This window comes from Enterococcus sp. DIV0756 (assembly GCF_051710745.1).
Taxonomy (GTDB): Bacteria; Bacillota; Bacilli; order Lactobacillales; family Enterococcaceae; genus Enterococcus_A.
The window spans coordinates 324,757-342,382 of the sequence record NZ_JBIOLF010000001.1 but is presented as its reverse complement, the minus strand read 5'-3'; the positions used below and the strand labels follow the sequence as shown (position 1 = coordinate 342,382).

Annotated in this window: 15 protein-coding genes and 1 other annotated feature; of the genes, 6 read left to right on the top strand and 9 right to left on the bottom strand. The window is 41.9% G+C overall.

Annotated elements, in window-relative coordinates; all coding sequences use genetic code 11:
* Nucleotides 1-8 precede the first annotated feature (8 nt).
* From IGI44_RS01670 to infC, 5 genes are all read right to left on the bottom strand, one after another.
* Entirely contained in the window at nt 9-2,561 is a 2,553-nt protein-coding gene (locus tag IGI44_RS01670) for an HAD-IC family P-type ATPase (protein ID WP_438786001.1), read from the bottom strand.
* 159 nt (nt 2,562-2,720) lie between these two features.
* On the bottom strand, nt 2,721-2,849 hold the full coding sequence (locus IGI44_RS01665; RefSeq protein ID WP_301282182.1) for a hypothetical protein: 129 nt from the start codon (nt 2,847-2,849) through the stop codon (nt 2,721-2,723).
* 138 nt (nt 2,850-2,987) lie between these two features.
* Nucleotides 2,988-3,347 carry a 50S ribosomal protein L20 gene (gene rplT / locus IGI44_RS01660; protein ID WP_010781965.1) on the bottom strand — a complete coding sequence of 120 codons (360 nt, stop codon included), beginning with the start codon at nt 3,345-3,347 and terminating at the stop codon, nt 2,988-2,990.
* Nucleotides 3,348-3,408: 61 nt separating this feature from the next.
* On the bottom strand, nt 3,409-3,609 hold the full coding sequence (gene rpmI / locus IGI44_RS01655; RefSeq protein ID WP_010747119.1) for a 50S ribosomal protein L35: 201 nt from the start codon (nt 3,607-3,609) through the stop codon (nt 3,409-3,411).
* 73 nt (nt 3,610-3,682) lie between these two features.
* On the bottom strand, nt 3,683-4,207 hold the full coding sequence (gene infC / locus IGI44_RS01650) for a translation initiation factor IF-3 (protein ID WP_216405952.1): 525 nt from the start codon (nt 4,205-4,207) through the stop codon (nt 3,683-3,685).
* Between the two features lie 27 nt (nt 4,208-4,234).
* Nucleotides 4,235-4,363: a sequence feature (ribosomal protein L20 leader region), on the bottom strand.
* 205 nt (nt 4,364-4,568) lie between these two features.
* On the opposite strand from infC, the gene IGI44_RS01645 reads away from it, so the two are divergent.
* Both IGI44_RS01645 and IGI44_RS01640 read left to right on the top strand, forming a co-directional pair.
* Nucleotides 4,569-5,603: an FUSC family protein gene (locus IGI44_RS01645; RefSeq protein WP_438786000.1), complete on the top strand. Its 1,035-nt coding sequence runs from the start codon at nt 4,569-4,571 to the stop codon at nt 5,601-5,603.
* Nucleotides 5,604-5,681: 78 nt separating this feature from the next.
* Nucleotides 5,682-6,491: a Cof-type HAD-IIB family hydrolase gene (locus IGI44_RS01640; RefSeq protein WP_438785999.1), complete on the top strand. Its 810-nt coding sequence runs from the start codon at nt 5,682-5,684 to the stop codon at nt 6,489-6,491.
* Between the two features lie 37 nt (nt 6,492-6,528).
* On the opposite strand, the gene IGI44_RS01635 is transcribed toward IGI44_RS01640, so the two are convergent.
* The 4 genes from IGI44_RS01635 to IGI44_RS01620 all read right to left on the bottom strand — a co-directional run bounded on the left by IGI44_RS01635 (nt 6,529) and on the right by IGI44_RS01620 (nt 11,114).
* Nucleotides 6,529-7,434 carry a magnesium transporter CorA family protein gene (locus IGI44_RS01635; RefSeq protein ID WP_438785998.1) on the bottom strand — a complete coding sequence of 302 codons (906 nt, stop codon included), beginning with the start codon at nt 7,432-7,434 and terminating at the stop codon, nt 6,529-6,531.
* Between the two features lie 127 nt (nt 7,435-7,561).
* Nucleotides 7,562-8,401, bottom strand: a complete 840-nt coding sequence (locus IGI44_RS01630; RefSeq protein WP_438785997.1) for a sugar ABC transporter permease — start codon at nt 8,399-8,401, stop codon at nt 7,562-7,564.
* On the bottom strand, nt 8,401-9,762 hold the full coding sequence (locus IGI44_RS01625; protein WP_438785996.1) for a carbohydrate ABC transporter permease: 1,362 nt from the start codon (nt 9,760-9,762) through the stop codon (nt 8,401-8,403). Before IGI44_RS01625 ends, IGI44_RS01630 begins: the two co-directional genes overlap by 1 nt.
* Before the next feature lie 95 nt (nt 9,763-9,857).
* Nucleotides 9,858-11,114, bottom strand: coding sequence for an extracellular solute-binding protein (locus tag IGI44_RS01620; protein ID WP_438785995.1), 1,257 nt, complete (start codon nt 11,112-11,114; stop codon nt 9,858-9,860).
* A gap of 331 nt (nt 11,115-11,445) precedes the next feature.
* On the opposite strand from IGI44_RS01620, the gene IGI44_RS01615 reads away from it, so the two are divergent.
* From IGI44_RS01615 to IGI44_RS01600, 4 genes are read left to right on the top strand one after another with little or no spacing between them, the layout of a single operon-like run.
* Nucleotides 11,446-12,549: an ABC transporter ATP-binding protein gene (locus IGI44_RS01615; protein ID WP_438785994.1), complete on the top strand. Its 1,104-nt coding sequence runs from the start codon at nt 11,446-11,448 to the stop codon at nt 12,547-12,549.
* Nucleotides 12,550-12,563: 14 nt separating this feature from the next.
* The gene (locus tag IGI44_RS01610; RefSeq protein WP_438785993.1) at nt 12,564-14,333 is read left to right on the top strand and encodes a glycoside hydrolase family 13 protein; all 1,770 of its coding nucleotides are present in this window, start codon (nt 12,564-12,566) and stop codon (nt 14,331-14,333) included.
* A 31-nt stretch (nt 14,334-14,364) separates the two neighbouring features.
* The gene (locus IGI44_RS01605; RefSeq protein WP_438785992.1) at nt 14,365-15,996 is read left to right on the top strand and encodes a glycoside hydrolase family 13 protein; all 1,632 of its coding nucleotides are present in this window, start codon (nt 14,365-14,367) and stop codon (nt 15,994-15,996) included.
* A complete protein-coding gene (locus IGI44_RS01600; RefSeq protein ID WP_438785991.1) occupies nt 15,993-17,624 on the top strand; it encodes a glycoside hydrolase family 13 protein in 1,632 nt (543 codons plus the stop codon). The genes IGI44_RS01605 and IGI44_RS01600 overlap by 4 nt, the downstream gene beginning before the upstream one ends.
* The last annotated feature ends 2 nt before the right edge of the window (nt 17,625-17,626 follow it).

The following is a 17,626-nucleotide window of genomic DNA, read 5'->3' as shown; positions in this document are numbered from 1 at the left end:
CAAAACGGTTAGTCATTTTGGTAACGACTGACCGCTTTTTCTTTTCTCTGGAAAATGCCTTTACTGATGCGCTTCTCAATTTCAACCACGAGAAACAGCAGCAGCGCATTGCCTAAAATAACTACTTGTTGCGTAAGACTCAGAGCAGTCGTACCAATCAGCTGCTGTCCTAGAGGTAGGAAAACAACGCCTAATTGAAGCACAAAGAGTATCCCTAATGAAATAAACAAGAATTTGTTTTCAAAGAAACGACGATTGATCGCCGGATCAAGTAGCTCGCGACAATTAATCATGTAAACCGCCTGACCTAAAACAATGCTCTGTAAAAGAATGGTCTGCTGCAATGCCGCTCCTTCAAAACGCATCGACAAGAAGTAAGCCGGAATCATGATCAGTAAAGACACATAGAGAATCCTGAAGAAACTGTAGCCTGATAAAATCCCCATTTTGGCCTCTCTCGGTGGACGCTTCATGGTATCCTGACTTGCCTTTTCAAAGCCTAAAGCATAAGACAATGTGATCGTCGTCACCATATTGACCCACAGGATTTGAATCGGGGTCAGTGGCAACGGCCGATTCATCAGTAAAGCTAAAATAACGATCAATCCTTGTGCTAACGCCGTTGGTAAAAAGAAATTGATGGTTTTCTGCAGATTATCAAAGATCCTTCGTCCCTCTTTAACAGCCTTCACAATCGTGTAAAAATTATCATCCGCTAAGACCATATCCGCGGCCTGCTTACTTACCTCACTGCCTTTGATTCCCATCGCAATACCGATATCCGCTTGCTTCAAAGCTGGTGCATCATTTACACCATCACCAGTCATCCCTACTATCTCTTCTTTTTTCTGGAGTGCTGTGACAATTCTCAGCTTATGATCAGGTGTCGTACGAGCAAATACATCCACATGTTCAACGGCCTCTGCCAGCGCCTCCTCCGACATCGAATCAATTTCAGCACCTTCCAATACTTTGGCGGTATGCTTCAGACCAATTTGTTCACTGATTGCTTGCGCAGTAGCTTTATGATCGCCAGTAATCATTTTTACAGAAATTCCTGCTTGCTGGGCCTGTTCAACCGCGCGAATCGCACTCTCTTTCGGCGGATCAATAATTCCCGCCAAACCAGCAAAGGTTAGTCCTGCTAATGACTCATGGGTTAACTCTGTCGATGCTCCTTTTTTGTAACCAAATCCAAGTACACGCTGGCCTTTTTTAGCTAAGCTTAATCCGTGTTTTTCCCATTTAGTCTTTTCCACAGCCGTCAAATCGGCCATTTCCAACAATACTTCCGGTGCGCCTTTGACAAAAATCACTTGATTCTCACCATCTGGATGCATGGTTGCCATATATTTGTAACTCGAACTGAAAGGAATCTTCCCTAGTACTGGTTTTAATTGCTGCTCCTCTTCCGCTACATAACTTAATAGTGCTAACTCAGTTGGGTTCCCGTGTATTTCTTCGATTTTCTGATCATCTTTAGTCTTTAATTCCTGACAATTATTCATGATCTCTTTGACTAGCGGCAATTCTTCCGTTACGACTTCCTGCACGGTCATCTCATTTTTCGTGAGCGTTCCTGTTTTATCCGAGCAGATCACCGTCATCGAACCTAGCGTTTCTACCGCCGGCATGGCTTTGATAATCGCATTTTCATCAGCCATCTCCTTGACCCCCATTGAAAGGATCATGGTCAAAACGGCTGGCAAGCCTTCGGGAATCATGGCAACGATCAAGGCGATACTCGCGGAGAACATCAAGCTCCAATCCATTCCGTACCTGAAACTCGTAAAGAATAGCAAGAAAACGATCAAGGCTAGAATGCCTCTAAAAATTTGCTTGTTCAATTGATGCATTTTCTTAACTAGCGGTGTCGTTTGTGCTTGGATCGATTGCAATGCCTGATTGATTTTTCCAATTTCAGTCGCATCTCCAGTTTCAACAACCAAACCACGTGCTGAACCGGTCTGTACGAGTGTTCCCGAAAAAGCCATGTTCAACTGATCTCCAGCCTGTGCCTCTTGAGAGATTGCTTCCACCGTTTTTTCAACCGCCTCTGATTCCCCCGTCAAGATGGATTCTTCGACTGTTAAATCATGAACTTCGATCAAACGCAGATCTGCGGGAATCACATCGCCGGCCTTTAAAAGCACCACGTCTCCTTGCACCAATTCTTCCGAATCCAACTTAAGCGGCTGACCTTCATTTAGTACTGTAGCTTCCTGCCCCATCATTTGCTTCAAGCCATCCAATGATTCCTCAGCTTTTCGCTCTTGCCAATATCCAACAAAGCCATTGACGATCACGACGAGAAAGATAATCCCGCCTTCAACTGCTTCACCTGTCGCGAATTTCAGCAGTGCCGCGACGATCAAAACTATCATCAATAGATCAGTAAAGTGCTTAGCGATCTTGCGCCATAATTTGACCTGTTCCTTTTCTGCCATCTTATTCGGCCCATTATTTTTCAAACGCGCCTCCCGTTCTTCTTTCGTTAAGCCAGTCCTTTGTGACTCGATTTTCGTTAAAACATCTTTAATTGATAACTTATACCATTTCATATATATTCCTCCATCGCATTTACTTGATACCTTAAGTATACGGAAAAATAGCCGTTTTTAAGGTCGATAATTTCATGGAAGACTGAAATAATTGTGCTTTAAAAAACAAAAAGCCACCCTCCAATAACCTGGAGAGTGACTAGTTACCTATAAGAAAGTCTAATGTAAGAAGTTTTGTAAATCATCGCCGTATTCATCGATCTTCTTCGTGGTCAAAATGGTTCCTGCTACAAGCACGCCGCCAACAATAAGTGTACTGGCAACCACAAATTTAACTAATGATTTCATGAAAATTCCCCCTTCTAAATAGTCTCCGATCTTCTTTATGTATTAACCATAGCACAAGTAACTCGATGAATCCTCTAATATGCTTAGGGGTTATTGCAAACAAAAAACCCCGCTGCATTCAGCGAGGTCGGACATTCATTATTTATTTAATGAATCTTTTGCTTGGTCAGCTAGTGCAGTGAAAGCAGCTGCATCGTTAACTGCTAAATCAGCTAACATTTTGCGGTTGATTTCGATACCGGCAACTTTAAGACCGTGCATTAATTTTGAGTAGCTCAAGCCGTTCATACGAGCCGCAGCGTTGATACGTGCAATCCACAATTTACGGAAGTCGCGTTTCTTTTGACGACGATCGCGGTATGCGTAGTTGTATGAATTCATTACTTGTTCTTTAGCTGTTTTAAATAGAGTGTGTTTAGAACCGTAGTAACCTTTAGCTAGTTTTAATGTCTTTTTACGACGTTTACGAGTTACAGTTCCACCTTTAACACGTGCCATGTTTAATTCCTCCTAATAAATAAATCATTGAATTTTTTAAGTTGTAAAGCGGGTTGCGCAATTATTTCATGCGTGCCAATTGTTGGCGGATACGTTTGTAATCGCCTTTTGAAACCATAGACGCTTTACGTAATTGACGACGTTGTTTTTTCGTTTTTCCGTGGAAACGGTGACTTGTAAATGCGCGGAAACGTTTCAAACCGCCCTTACCAGTGCGTTTTACGCGTTTTGCTAAACCGCGATGTGTTTTTTGTTTTGGCATGACTAAATTTCCTCCTACTTTTCATTTCGCATACTCTTTAACCAGAGTCAAAGAAGCATTCTCAAAATTATTGCTAGTCTTTCTTCTCTTTCGGTGCAAGCACTAAGAACATGCTACGTCCGTCCATCTTCGCTTTTTGTTCCACTGTCGCGATATCGGCAGTTTCATCAGCTAAGCGATCAAGAACTTTTTGACCAATATCTTTGTGGGTAATGGCACGGCCCTTGAAGCGGATCGAAGCTTTCACTTTGTCGCCTTTTTCTAGGAATTTACGCGCATTACGAAGTTTTGTATTAAAGTCGTTCACGTCGATCGTTGGACTTAAGCGAACTTCTTTAACGTTGATCACTTTTTGTTTCTTGCGAGCTTCACGTTCTTTTTTCTGTTGTTCGAAGCGGTATTTCCCGTAATCCATAATACGTGCAACCGGTGGTTTCGCACCAGGAGCTACTAGGACTACATCAAGATTTGCTTGTTCAGCAATCTTTAAGGCTTCTACTTTCGATTTAACACCTAATTGTTCGCCGTCTTGTCCGATCAAACGTACTTCACGTGCACGAATGCCGTCGTTAACCATCATATCCTTTGCTATGGTCATTCACCTCCAAAATTTTTGAGAGAAAAAAAGCAAATAAAAAAACGAGTTCTTTACGAACCCGCACGTAGTTCGACTCATCAAAATGACTCGTCATTAACTATCTAGCCCAGCGAGATATTCGCGTAAGGCGAGAAGCGGGTGCTTCTGCTTTCATTTCTCAACTTTACTAGTATATAAGCTACGGGCCTAATTGTCAACCTCTTTACCCCTATTTCTATTTGCTTTCAGAAACTTTCTATTGAACTTTCTTTAGTTTGTATGCTAACCTATATATGGTGTTCATTTCACTTCTTGTGTAAGAGCAATAAGAAATACATGGTTCGAATTCGTAAATACATTACTAAAAAAGGAAGTGATAGAAATGGAACAATCCTTTTTTAAAGAATTGCTTCACTATAATAAACCAAAGGAATCGCCTACCCGCTTAATCGGTGCCGGCCTTTGTATGATTAGTGTTTTATTCACCGGTTATTTATCCCACCAGCTAGCCATCTCTAGCTATGGCTCTTTAGGTATTTTCACCTTTCTTTATTATCAAAGACTCCCATTAAAACAATTGATGTTACGCTTAACTATCGTAGGTACTTTTTTGACTACTGCTAACTTTCTTGGCATGCTCTCAACCCATGCTGTTTGGACGGCACCAATTGTTGTTGCTATGGTAGGTTTTGTAGGACGATTTTTCTTTCGTTTATATGGCATTGCTAAACCAGGCCCATTCTTTATTGTCATGGTTACAGCAATGGGGGCCAGTACGAATGTTCCATTACCTAAAATCCCTTTAATGAGCAGCTACTTTTTTATCGGGGTGCTTTTTTCTTTGGTTGGTGCTATATTTACTCATTTTGTGCAGAAAGAACCCTTTCCTGCAAACAAAGTAGAAAAAACACTAAAAGAAAGAATTAATGAAGATCCTACCGTCGTCATGGATAGCCTTCTGTACAGCGGCATTCTTTTTTTTGCTGTCTATCTAAGTATGGGGCTGCAACTAAAAAACCCTTACTGGCTTGTCGTCTCTTGCGCCTCCATCTTACAAGGAGATAACCTTCGGGCAATGGCGCATCGGAACATCCAACGCATCTTTGGTACGATCATTGGTCTGGCAATTGCTGCATTTTTGCTAAATCTGTCCTTATCTGTTTTCGAAACACTGCTGATGATCACCGCTTTATTTGTAACCGTAGAATATTTCGTGAAACGTAATTACGCGATTGCTCAATTCTTTTCCACACCGATGGCATTGATGCTATCCATGCTAGTAAAACAACAATACCTCTATACCTTGATCCAGTTCCGTTTTCTCGGTATCGTGATCGGAAGTTTATTGGGATTACTCGCTGCCTGGGTGATGACCACCAGTTTGAGTTTTTACAATCGAAAATTTCATTCAAACTAAATAATGCAAACAGAAAACCGAGTGAGTCCACTCGGTTTTTGCTATAATGGGGTCAAGAAAAATGAAGGAGGTACGTTTATGTACCGATTGATTGCTTGCGACTTGGACGAAACATTATTAGACAAGGGACGACATGTTTCAAAAAGAACGCAGGAAACAATAAAAATGGCCGAAGCGAAAGGCCTTGTATTCGCTCCCGCTACGGGTCGCGGATTTTACTCCATCAAACAAACATTGGACGAATTAGAGGCAGCTGATAAAGCGAATCACTATATGATTGGCTTTAATGGCGGCGTAGTGGTAGAAAATCAGGGTCCCACGATCATTAAGGACTTTCCCATGTCCTTCGACATCCTTTCACGTTTATTTGAATTTGGTTCCAACTATCAGGTAGCCATTCATCTTTACACGTTTGAGCAAACCTATGTCTATCATAGCAACCCTGAAGAAGACGCCTATTTAACGACTATCCCTCATGAAAAACGTGTTGACAATGACATTCACTTTTTAAAAGATCAGGTTTGCTACAAAGCCTTGTTTCAAAATTTGGATCGCAGCTATTTAGAACGATTAGAACAAGAGATGCCGAAAGAACTGCATGATGTATTAGAGATTAGCTACTCCTCCAATCGATACATTGAATTCAATCCAAAGGGTGTCGATAAAGGCGCGGCGTTGCGAACTTTGGCTGAACACCTAAAAATCCCGATGAATGAAACGATTGCTATCGGAGATAACACCAATGATTTGGCCATGATCCAAGAAGCCGAATTAGGAATTGCAGTAGCAAATGCGGTGCCTGCCGTTAAAGAAGCAGCCCAACATACCACGATTGCCGATCATGAGCAAAGTGCCGTGGCAGAAGTCATCGAAACATTCATTTTATAGAATAAAAAAGCGAGGCAATCCTTTGATTGCCTCGCTTTTAACGTATTCTGCGCCATAAAATCAAGATCAACCACGCGGATAACCCGAGACTGATAACGACCGTGATCACCCAGCCGATTTCAGAATGGGTAAAAGGCAGCGGCATATTCATCCCGAAAAAACCAGTCACGATCGTCGGGATCGTCAATAACAATGACCAAATCGTCAAAATTTTCATCGTGTCATTCAAATTATTGTTCAACAAATTATTGTAGGTACCGGATAACTGATCTAAAATCTCACTGGATAATTTCGTCATCTCTACTGCTTGTTTAGCCTCGATCAACGCATCATCCAGTTCTTCTTTTTCCTTATCAGTAAAGCTCGAAAAAATCGCTTGAACCTTCACCTGTTCTAAAAGTACCGCATTTTGCTTAGTTGCCGTCACTAAGTAAACAAGACCTATCTCTAAATCCGACAACGCCAATAGGTTTTTATTGGTAGTTTTTTCCCGCAATTTCTTGTTCAGCTGAATCCGTTGACTATCTACTTCTTCGACTAATGGAAAATAATAATCCGAAATCAGGAACAACGTATGAAACAGCAAACTTGCTGTACTCTGATTCGATTCATTTGCCAACAAGTTCTCGATAATATTCTCGACGTAAGCCGTCCGCTCATTCACAAAAGAGAAGAAATAATGATCCTTCAAAATAAACGCCATCGGACTCGTCTCATAATGATTATCCTTCTTCAACAAATTAGGTACATTGAAAATCAGCAGCAACGCTTTTTCCATCGGATCATACTCCACTCGTGCCCGTTCATTATCATCCAGCGCATAGGTCAGCATCTCGTCACTAATAGAAAAATCTTCCCGTAATTTTTTTACTTCATGGGATTGCGTACTATCCACATTGATCCATGAACACATTTCTTGATTAAATGTTTGTCTGCTGTCCATTAAAACCCTCCTGGTCTAGATCATTCTAGTCCAGTATATCAAAAAACCACTCTTTGGTAATTCAACACCGCCCAAATACAAGAGAAAAGCAGAAACGATTTTTTTCGTTCCTGCTTCCAATCACTGATTATCCCTTCACACCACCAGCAGTAATGCCTTCAACATAATATTTCTGCATCACCATGAACAAAAGCGTGATCGGAATCGCGATAATTACACAGCCTGCCGTAAATGGCATAAACCATTGATTGATCTTATCTGGCTGTAACATCGTAAATAGACCGATCGCAACAGTATATTTCTGCTTTTGTTGACCTAAAATTACCTGGGCAAAAATGAAATCCATCCAAGGAATCATGAATGTCATCAATGCCGTGTATACAATGATTGGTTTAGATAATGGTAAGGTGATTTTAAAGAAAATATCTTTTTTCGTAGCACCATCGATCATTGCTGATTCATCCAACGAATATGGAATGGTATCGAAAAAGCCCTTTGCAATATAAAAACCTAGCGCCGCCCCCGCAGAATAGACAATCACCAACGCAACCAGCGTACCATCCAGCTCCATCGCTTTTAAAATATAATACACAGCGATCATACTCATAAAAGCTGGAAACATGTTCAATATCAACGCTAATTTTAAGAAACGATTACGAAATTTAAACTTGATTCGCGAAACAGAATAAGCGATTGCTACCGTAATGAAGGTTGAGATGAGACATGTGGCAATTGCGACGACTAACGTATTCATAAACCAGCGTGCAAAAGGATACGAGCTGTTGGTGAACAGCATTTTATAATTTTCTAGCGTGAAGGTTTTCGGAATGATGTAATTGACCGACATGGCCCCTTCCCCACGAAGGCTGGTCAAGATAACCCATAAAATCGGAAATAGCCAAATCACTGAAAGAATGATCAGCAAGACGTAGACAAACGTTAAGGTTCGACGTTTCTGCTTTTTCATTATTGCAGACCTCCTTCATAAGATTTTGAGCGCGTATAAGCTAATAAACTAAAGACCGCACTCAATACAAAAATGATAATACCAATAACACTAGCCAAATTATAATCACTTGCTATAACCGTTAATTTATAGAGCCAGGTAACCAACAAATCAGTATCTCCGGCTTGATAGAGGGCGGAATTATTCGGTCTCCCCTCGGTTAACAGATAAATCACATTGAAGTTATTGATGTTACCAATGAATTGCTGAATCAGATTTGGCGTCATGATCAGCAGAATTTGCGGAAATGTGATTGAACGAAAAATTTGAAACTTATTCGCACCATCGATCTCTGCCGCTTCGATCTGTTCAGTCGGCAGATTCATAATAATTCCGGTTGCGATCAGCATTGTTACGGGAATCCCTACCCACATGTTGACAAAGATAATCGAGAATTTCGCCCAGGTGCCTTCGCTTAGAAATGGTAGCGCACTGGAGATCAAGCCCCATCTTTCTAACAACGCATTGATCGGTCCCCAATCGGCTAATAGATTGCGCATAATCAATAAAGAGACAAATTGCGGTACCGCCATCGTAATAACAAAGATCGTCCGAAAAACCTTTTTCCCGCGCAAACCTTTTGTATTGATCAACAATGCCAACAAAATCCCAAAAAAGAAGTTGGTCGCTGTCGCAACAACAGCCCAGATCATCGTCCAAGACAACAGCGGCATAAAGGTCCCTGCCATACGACCAGTCAAAATATTTCTAAAATTCGCGAATCCAACCCAGTCAAACAAATGACCTGGCGGCAGGTGATTATGATCATAATTCGTAAATGCGAGAGCGATCATATAAATCAACGGTAAAATCGTAAACAATAGAACACCAATCAACGGAATGATCATCAGTGTCATATGGAAACGTCCATTCGTCAGCGTTTGCAGATCCTCTTTAAAGCTCGGAATCTTCTTATGCTCTTTATTCAAAGCGAATAATTTGCGATTACTCTTTAAGCTGCACCAATAGACATAGACAAATATCCCGCAAAAAATAATAGCTGCTAACCCATAGATCATCAATAGCATGGAATTGTCACCTTCAACAGAAACCTTCATCTTGATTCCATCAATCGTCTGCCACTGCATACCCTGTGTCTTCGTTCCTAAAGTTATTAAACCGATAACACCTGGAATAATTTGATAGATACAGGCGATAATAAATACAATTTCAGCGAGTAAGAATAAAATCCCTTTGAAGAATTGTTTATTTAACAGATTACTGAATCCCATAATCACAAATGATAGCTTTGTTTTGAGATCACCTTCTTTGAACACTTGTTTCATCGAAAATTCTTCGCCGTATACTCCGGCTATTTCCATCGACAAAACCTCCCTTTTTCGAATTAAGTTAGTCCACTATACAAAAAAGATTTCGGAGCAAAAATGATTTCTTTTGCCCCGACATCCGCTAAAACTTACTTATCACCAGAAATATCCTTAACCAGCTGATCCAGCTTCGCTTGGAATTGATCCGGTTTGATTTTCCCATTGTAGGTATCGCTTAAAACAGCCGCAGAAGCTGTCCAGAAATTCGTCATTTCAGGAATCTTTGGCATAACAACAGAATAGTCTGAGCCACTCATCGTAACGACCGCATTTGCTAATTCATCATTCGTCACATAATCAGCTTCTTGAATCGTTGTATTCGATGGAATAATGTTTCTCGTTTCATCCTTAAATTGTGCTTCTTGCACGGCTTCGCTAGATAGATAAGAAGCAAGCTTATAATCCGCTGCGATTTTTTTCGAATCGCCATTTGCTGGAGCTTGGTTCACCGCGTAAAGCTTCACACCCAAGAAGGCTTTTTGCTGAACTTCATTGCCGCCGATAGTGATCTTTGGATAAACCGCAATTCCCAAGTTGTCTTTTCCAACAGCTTCAACTGCTTTTTCTTTATCCCATGGACCCGATTCAAATGCCGCGATCTTTTCATTCTCAAATTGTGAGATATAGTCGTCACCCACATTTACAAAGCCGGAATTGTTCTTCTGATCCGCAATCCATTGCAAGACTGAGATACCCGCAGGATTGTTCCAATCCGTTCCCTTTACATCTTCTCCGTTATCACCAAACAGCTTATCTCCCACTGACATGAATAATGGTCCGATTTTATAAGCATCAACAGCCTTCAAATTCGCGCCAAAGGTCGCATCTTTAGTGATGTTCTCATAAGATTTGACTTGATCCTCATTCAGTAATTTTTTATTGTAATACAGAACTTGTGACTCAATTCCGTATGGGAAAGCATACACCTTATCTTTATAGGTTGCCCCAACCAATGCTGTTTCTGACTGATCAGCTTTGATCTCATCTGCATATTTTTCAGGAATTTCTTGAATAACTCCTGAGTCTACCAACTGCCCTAATTGATCATGCGGGAGTGCGAAAACATCTGCGGCGGAGGAAGGATCCTTTTTCACATTTTCCTGCGCTTTCGCATCTTCCGTTTCTACTACCTTCACATTGATATCTGGATTATCCTTTTCAAAATCCTTTAAAACTTTTGTGTAGAATTTTTTTGAATCCGTAGTGATCCATAACGTGACATCTGTTTTATCAGACGATCCAGACGCCTTCTTCTCGTCAGAGCCCGATCCACATGCTGCCAATGTTACAGCAGCTGCTCCTAACATCACCCCTGATAGTAAATACTTTTTCAAATTGCTTTTCATTCGACTTCCTCCTGCGTTGATTGATTTTTGCTACAAGGTACATTATGCAACCGATTGCGCATAATTGCAAGAGAAAGCGCTTAATTTATTTATTTTTTCTTGAATCGACCTATTTAGACACATAAAATCTATATATTACAAACCTATGTTTTTATATAAATAAAGGGATGGATGCTAATTTATAAGTGTTTTACCCTATGCATCACTTTTTTAAAACGAACTAAAATAAATTATTTAACCATTCAATATATAAATATATCTGTTGCAACCGATTGCATAATATGTGATAATTGCACCACAATAATCTATGAATAGAAAAGGGAGTAGTAAAATGGTCGAACTGAATCTGAAACATATTAACAAAAAGTATCCCAACAACGACGCTTATTCCGTGAAGGACTTTAACCTCCAAATCGAAAATCGTGAATTTATCGTCTTTGTCGGACCTTCGGGTTGCGGAAAATCCACAACTCTAAGGATGATTGCCGGCTTAGAGGCGATCACTGAGGGAGAATTTGAAATTGATAGTGTAAAAATGAATGATACTCCGCCAAAAGATCGCGATATTGCCATGGTTTTTCAAAATTATGCCCTATACCCTCACATGACCGTATTCGAAAACATGGCCTTTGGATTGAAATTACGAAAATATCCGAAAGAAGAGATCAAACAACGCGTGGAAGAAGCGGCAAAAATTTTAGGTTTAACCGAGCTCTTGGATCGCAAACCGGCCGATATGTCAGGCGGACAACGCCAACGTGTCGCGATGGGACGAGCGATTGTTCGTGACGCGAAGGTCTTCTTGATGGATGAACCCTTATCAAATCTGGATGCCAAACTACGCGTCCAGATGCGGGCAGAAATTGCGAAGATTCATCAAAATCTGGGCTCCACCACGATCTATGTGACCCACGATCAAACCGAAGCCATGACCCTAGCAGATCGGATCGTGATTATGAATCAAGGCGTGATCCAACAGGTCGGTTCGCCCCAGGAATTGTACAATAAACCGGCAAATAAATTTGTCGCTGGCTTTATGGGTAGCCCTGCCATGAACTTTTTTGAGGTCACGTTTAAGAATGGCCGCATCTCGAATCATAAAGGACTGGATTTACCCCTTCCAGATGGTCAAGCAAAGACACTGTCCGCACAGGGCTATGAAGGAAAAACACTTACCTTTGGAATTCGACCTGAAGATATCACCGCTGAGGAAGTCGCTTTAGAAGCGTATAAAGAGTCAGTGGTCTCAGCCACTGTGGTCGTCAGCGAACTACTTGGCTACGAATCCATGCTCTATTCAACGATCGGCGATACGGAGTTTATTTCTAAAGTAGATGCCCGTGATTTCCATAATCCTGGTGAACAAATTGAGCTCGCCTTTAACTTAAATAAAGCCCGCTTTTTCGATTTTGACACAGAAGAAGCAATCGGTTAGCTACGGAGGTATATATGAACACAGCAGCAATCTATCATCGCACTGAAAGTGAATACGCCTATTTATATACAAATGAATTGATGCATCTTCGCCTACGGACAGCTCGAGCAGACTGCAAAAGCGTTTCATTGGTTCATGGCGATCCCTATGAATTAGACAAAAAACGCTGGTACAAGCAGCCGACTACCATGCGAAAAACACTGTCCACAGACCTCTATGATTATTGGGAAGTTGATATTACTGCCCCATACCGGCGCTTGAGCTATGGATTTGTCGTTACAGGTTATGATGAGACGAGTGTTTTCTTCACAGAACACGGCGTTTTCCCAGTTGAAGAGGCCTACTTGCTAATGGCAAATAATTATTTTCGAATGCCTTTTTTTCATGAAGTCGATCGCTTTAAAGCCCCGCAATGGGTAAAGGAAACCGTTTGGTATCAAATTTTTCCAGAACGCTTTGCCAACGGAGACCCCTCAAATGATCCAGAGGGTGTCCTTCCTTGGGGCAGCAAGGAATATCCCGGAAGGCAGGATTTTTACGGTGGAGATTTACAAGGTGTCATCGATCATTTGGACTATTTAAGCGATCTAGGAATCAACGGAATTTATTTTTGCCCGATCTTTACAGCACCAACTAATCACAAATATGATACGACTGACTACTTAGAGATTGATCCAGCATTTGGCAACAAGGAGCTCTTCCGCAAACTCGTTGAGGAATGTCATCGTCGGGGAATTCGAATCATGTTGGACGCGGTGTTCAACCATATGGGCGACACCTCTCCGCAATGGCGTGATGTCCTCGAAAAAGGCGAAAACTCTCGTTTCAAGGATTGGTTCCATATTCATTCTTTTCCTGTTCACTATACAAAAACAGATGATTTTGAAGTCGCAGAAAATATGAATTACGATACGTTTGCCTTTACACCTCATATGCCAAAACTGAACACCGCCAACAAAGAGGTTCAGGAATATATTTTGACGATCGCAAAGTATTGGATCCAAGAGTTCGATATTGATGCATGGCGATTGGATGTCGCCAATGAAGTGGATCACCAATTATGGAAAAAATTCGCAGCGGCCTGCCACGAATTAAAGGATGATTTTTATCTGCTGGGCGAGGTATGGCATAGCTCTCAGCCTTGGCTGCAGGGGGATGAATTTACCGCAGTGATGAATTATGCCTTTACCGAATCGATCACGAACTATTTCTTGGAAAAAACAATCCCTTTAGATAAATTAGTCAGCAATCTGAACGAACAGCTGACACTTTACCGCAAGCAAACCAATCAAATGATGCTAAACACGATCGATAGTCATGATACTCCACGCATATTGACCTTGGCGCGAGGAAATAAAGCGCTAATGAAACAGGTACTAGCCTTTCTTTATTTGCAGCAGGGAATTCCTTGTCTTTATTACGGGGATGAGATTGGTTTGGATGGCGGCATCGATCCCGATTGTCGAAAATGTATGGTTTGGGATCCGGAAAAGCAGGACTTACAGCTTTTAGCGTTTGTAAAGCAGTTAATCGCATTGCGTCGTGATAATCAATTTACACTTTGCGAAGGAACGCTTGAATGGCAGAAGGTCGACACCAACACGGGGACTTTAATCTTTTCACGTGATATCCCAGATGAAAGTATCATCGGCATTTTCAATACAGGAGATCAACCTATTTTTGACGCTCATTCATTAGAGGAAATCCTAATGCTGCATCTAGCAAACGTCACAGAGGAAGGCATCACACTCGAGCCAAACGGCTTTATAATTTTAAAAAAATAGCACGACATTGTTTTATAGGAGGTTGAAGCATATGCGTCATTGGTGGCAAGAAGTCGTCGTCTACCAAATTTATCCACGTAGCTTTCAAGATACAAATGGAGATGGCATCGGTGATTTAGCAGGAATCATTTCACGACTTGATTATTTACAGGAGCTGGGAGTCGGCGCAATTTGGCTAAGCCCCGTCTATCAAAGTCCAAACGATGATAACGGCTATGACATCTCAGATTATCAAGCAATTATGCAGGAATTCGGAACGATGGCTGAGATGGAGCAGCTGATCCAAGCAGCAAAAGAACGTGACATTCGAATCATCCTCGACCTAGTTGTGAATCATACCAGTGATGAACACAAGTGGTTTGTTGAAGCCCGAAAAGCAAAAGACAATCCTTATCGTGAGTTCTACATTTGGCGTGATCCTGTCCATGATACCTACCCTAATAATTTAAAAAGTATTTTCAGCGGACCTGCTTGGCAATATGATGAAGTAACGCAACAGTATTACTTCCATCTTTTCAGCCAAAAACAACCAGATTTGAATTGGGCAAATCCGGCGGTACGACAAGCAGTGTACGATATGATGAATTTTTGGATTGATAAAGGGATCGGCGGTTTTCGCATGGACGTGATTGACCTGATCGGAAAAGTTCCTGACGAAGAAATTACCAGCAACGGACCAAAGCTCCATGACTATTTGCAGGAAATGAATCAGGCGACCTTTGGCGGAAAAGATTTACTGACTGTGGGAGAAACCTGGGGGGCAACCCCTGAGATCGCTAAGCGCTATTCTGATCCGGAACGCAATGAGCTGTCGATGGTCTTTCAATTCGAACACATCGGTTTAGACGAAGTGCCCGGACAATCTAAGTGGAACAGCCGCCCCTTACAGATCAAGGAACTGAAGGACGTCTTTACAAAATGGCAGACCGAATTAGGCGATCAAGGTTGGAATTCGCTTTTTTGGAATAACCATGACCTGCCTCGTATTGTCTCACGTTGGGGAAATGATACGAATTACCATGAAAAGTCAGCGAAATTGCTAGCCATTTTACTCCATTGTATGAAAGGCACGCCTTACATTTATCAAGGAGAAGAAATTGGTATGACCAATCATGTCGTTACGGACATCACAGAGGTCGAAGATATCGAAAGCCGGAATATGTATGCTGAACAGCTCGCTGCCGGGAAATCCAAAGAAACGCTTCTAGCCGCGATCAATCAAAAAGGGCGAGACAACGGACGAACACCGATGCAGTGGGACGCTTCCCCCAACGCTGGCTTTACAGCAGGCACCCCATGGCTCGCAGTCGCACCGAATTATCCTAAAATCAATGTGATGCAGGCTTTACGTGATCCTGACTCCATTTTCTATACCTACCAAAAATTGATCCAGCTACGAAAAGAGCAGTCGATCATGATCTGGGGCGATTACAAATTAGTAACCGAGACAGCCGACGATGTCTTTAGCTATCTTCGCATTTACGAAGACAAGCGCTGGCTGATTGTCACAAATTTTTCAAATGACGCCCATACGTTTACTTATCCCGAAGGAACGTTAGGAAGAGTCATTATTTCAAACTTCACGACTGACATCCCCCGTGAACGAACCATTCGCTTAGAGCCGTGGGATGCCTTTGTAGTAGAACTAGGAGAAGAAACATGAGCAAATGGTGGAAAAATGCTGCCGGGTATCAGATTTATCCCCGCAGCTTTATGGATAGCAACGATGACGGGATTGGTGATCTAAAAGGCATTCAGGCAAAACTTCCCTATCTAAAGGAGCTGGGGATCGATTTTATTTGGCTCAATCCTATTTATAAGAGCCCCAACGTAGACAACGGCTATGATATCTCAGATTATCAGGCAGTTAATCCTGAGTTTGGAACACTTGAGGATTTAAAAGATTTGCTTGCAGCCGCTCATCAGCTTGGGATTCGTCTTATTATGGATTTAGTCGTCAATCACACGAGTGATCAACATCCTTGGTTTATCGAATCAAAAAAAGACAAAGACAATCCCTATCGCGACTATTATTTATGGGCCGATGCGACGCCAGAGAAAATGCCGAATAATTGGCAAAGTTTTTTTGGCGGATCAACCTGGACCTATGACGCGAATACAAAGCAAGCTTATTTTCACGTTTTCGCTAAAGAACAGCCTGATCTAAACTGGAAAAATCCAGCGATGCGAGAAGAAATCTACCAGATGATTCGCTGGTGGCTGGACTTTGGGATTGATGGGTTTCGTTTAGATGCGATCAGTCACATTCAAAAAGAACCTTGGGATTTCAAAATCACAGATAACCCTTGGGCGCCTTTCATGAATGTCGCTGGTATCGAAACGTATATGTCTGAATTGCGAGATATCTTCCGTAGTTACGACATTATGACCGTTGGCGAAGCAAGCGGAGTCAATAGTAAAACAGCACCCTTTTGGACCAATGAAGAAGACGGCTATATCGATATGATCTTCGAGCTGGAGCATCAGGTTCGATCGGGGGAACCCGGCTTTGAATCAGGAGATTTGCTGGGATTTAAGAAAGTACTATCCCGCTGGCAAAAGGATATGCAGCCCCTGGGATGGAACGCGCTGTATACCGATAATCATGATAACCCCCGCAGCAATTCAATCTTTGGCAACGAAACCCGCGAATCAGCAACCGCCTTAGCCACGGCTTATATGCTGTTGAGAGGAACACCCTTCATTTATCAAGGACAGGAATTAGGAATGACGAACTTCCCCTTTGAGTCGATCGAGGAAGTCAACGCGACCGATTCCTTAGCTGCTTATCACGATTGGCTAGATAAGGGATTATCTCCCGAAGAAGCCCTACGGCTAACTACCCATTGGACCCGCGACCATTCTCGGACACCCATGCATTGGACTGACTTCGGCGGCTTTTCAACGAACCTGCCTTGGATGAAGCTCAATCCTAACACGGATAAGATCAATGTTGCGCTTCAAGAAGCAGATCCCTTCTCCCCTTTCAACTATTATAAAAAGTTGATCGCGTTAAGAAAATCCTTGCCCGTCTTCCTGAATGGCAGCTATCATATTGAACTAGCCAAGCATCCCAAGGTCTGGGCCTATACCCGCAAACTAGACTCGGAGGAAGCGTATATCCTCACTAATTTGAGCGATCAGCCGCAGACAATCACGCTGCCCAATCGCTGGGTAAACAAACCAGTTACTATATTATTGGCAAATTACCAAGAGCCGTCTTGGGGAAAAACAATGATATTGAGACCCTTTGAGGCAGTGGTGGTAAAAAAGATGCTTAATCAATTATGATT

Bases quoted from the DNA above. Each gene is read 5' to 3' on its own strand.
- infC (WP_216405952.1), bottom strand. From the start codon at position 4,207: ATGACCATAGCAAAGGATATGATGGTTAACGACGGCATTCGTGCACGT.
- IGI44_RS01665 (WP_301282182.1), bottom strand. From the start codon at position 2,849: ATGAAATCATTAGTTAAATTTGTGGTTGCCAGTACACTTATTGTTGGC.
- IGI44_RS01640 (WP_438785999.1), top strand. From the start codon at position 5,682: ATGTACCGATTGATTGCTTGCGACTTGGACGAAACATTATTAGACAAG.
- IGI44_RS01615 (WP_438785994.1), top strand. From the start codon at position 11,446: ATGGTCGAACTGAATCTGAAACATATTAACAAAAAGTATCCCAACAAC.
- IGI44_RS01605 (WP_438785992.1), top strand. From the start codon at position 14,365: ATGCGTCATTGGTGGCAAGAAGTCGTCGTCTACCAAATTTATCCACGT.
- IGI44_RS01610 (WP_438785993.1), top strand. From the start codon at position 12,564: ATGAACACAGCAGCAATCTATCATCGCACTGAAAGTGAATACGCCTAT.
- IGI44_RS01630 (WP_438785997.1), bottom strand. From the start codon at position 8,401: ATGAAAAAGCAGAAACGTCGAACCTTAACGTTTGTCTACGTCTTGCTG.
- rplT (WP_010781965.1), bottom strand. From the start codon at position 3,347: ATGGCACGTGTTAAAGGTGGAACTGTAACTCGTAAACGTCGTAAAAAG.
- rpmI (WP_010747119.1), bottom strand. From the start codon at position 3,609: ATGCCAAAACAAAAAACACATCGCGGTTTAGCAAAACGCGTAAAACGC.
- IGI44_RS01670 (WP_438786001.1), bottom strand. From the start codon at position 2,561: ATGAAATGGTATAAGTTATCAATTAAAGATGTTTTAACGAAAATCGAG.
- IGI44_RS01600 (WP_438785991.1), top strand. From the start codon at position 15,993: ATGAGCAAATGGTGGAAAAATGCTGCCGGGTATCAGATTTATCCCCGC.
- IGI44_RS01645 (WP_438786000.1), top strand. From the start codon at position 4,569: ATGGAACAATCCTTTTTTAAAGAATTGCTTCACTATAATAAACCAAAG.
- IGI44_RS01620 (WP_438785995.1), bottom strand. From the start codon at position 11,114: ATGAAAAGCAATTTGAAAAAGTATTTACTATCAGGGGTGATGTTAGGA.
- IGI44_RS01635 (WP_438785998.1), bottom strand. From the start codon at position 7,434: ATGGACAGCAGACAAACATTTAATCAAGAAATGTGTTCATGGATCAAT.
- IGI44_RS01625 (WP_438785996.1), bottom strand. From the start codon at position 9,762: ATGGAAATAGCCGGAGTATACGGCGAAGAATTTTCGATGAAACAAGTG.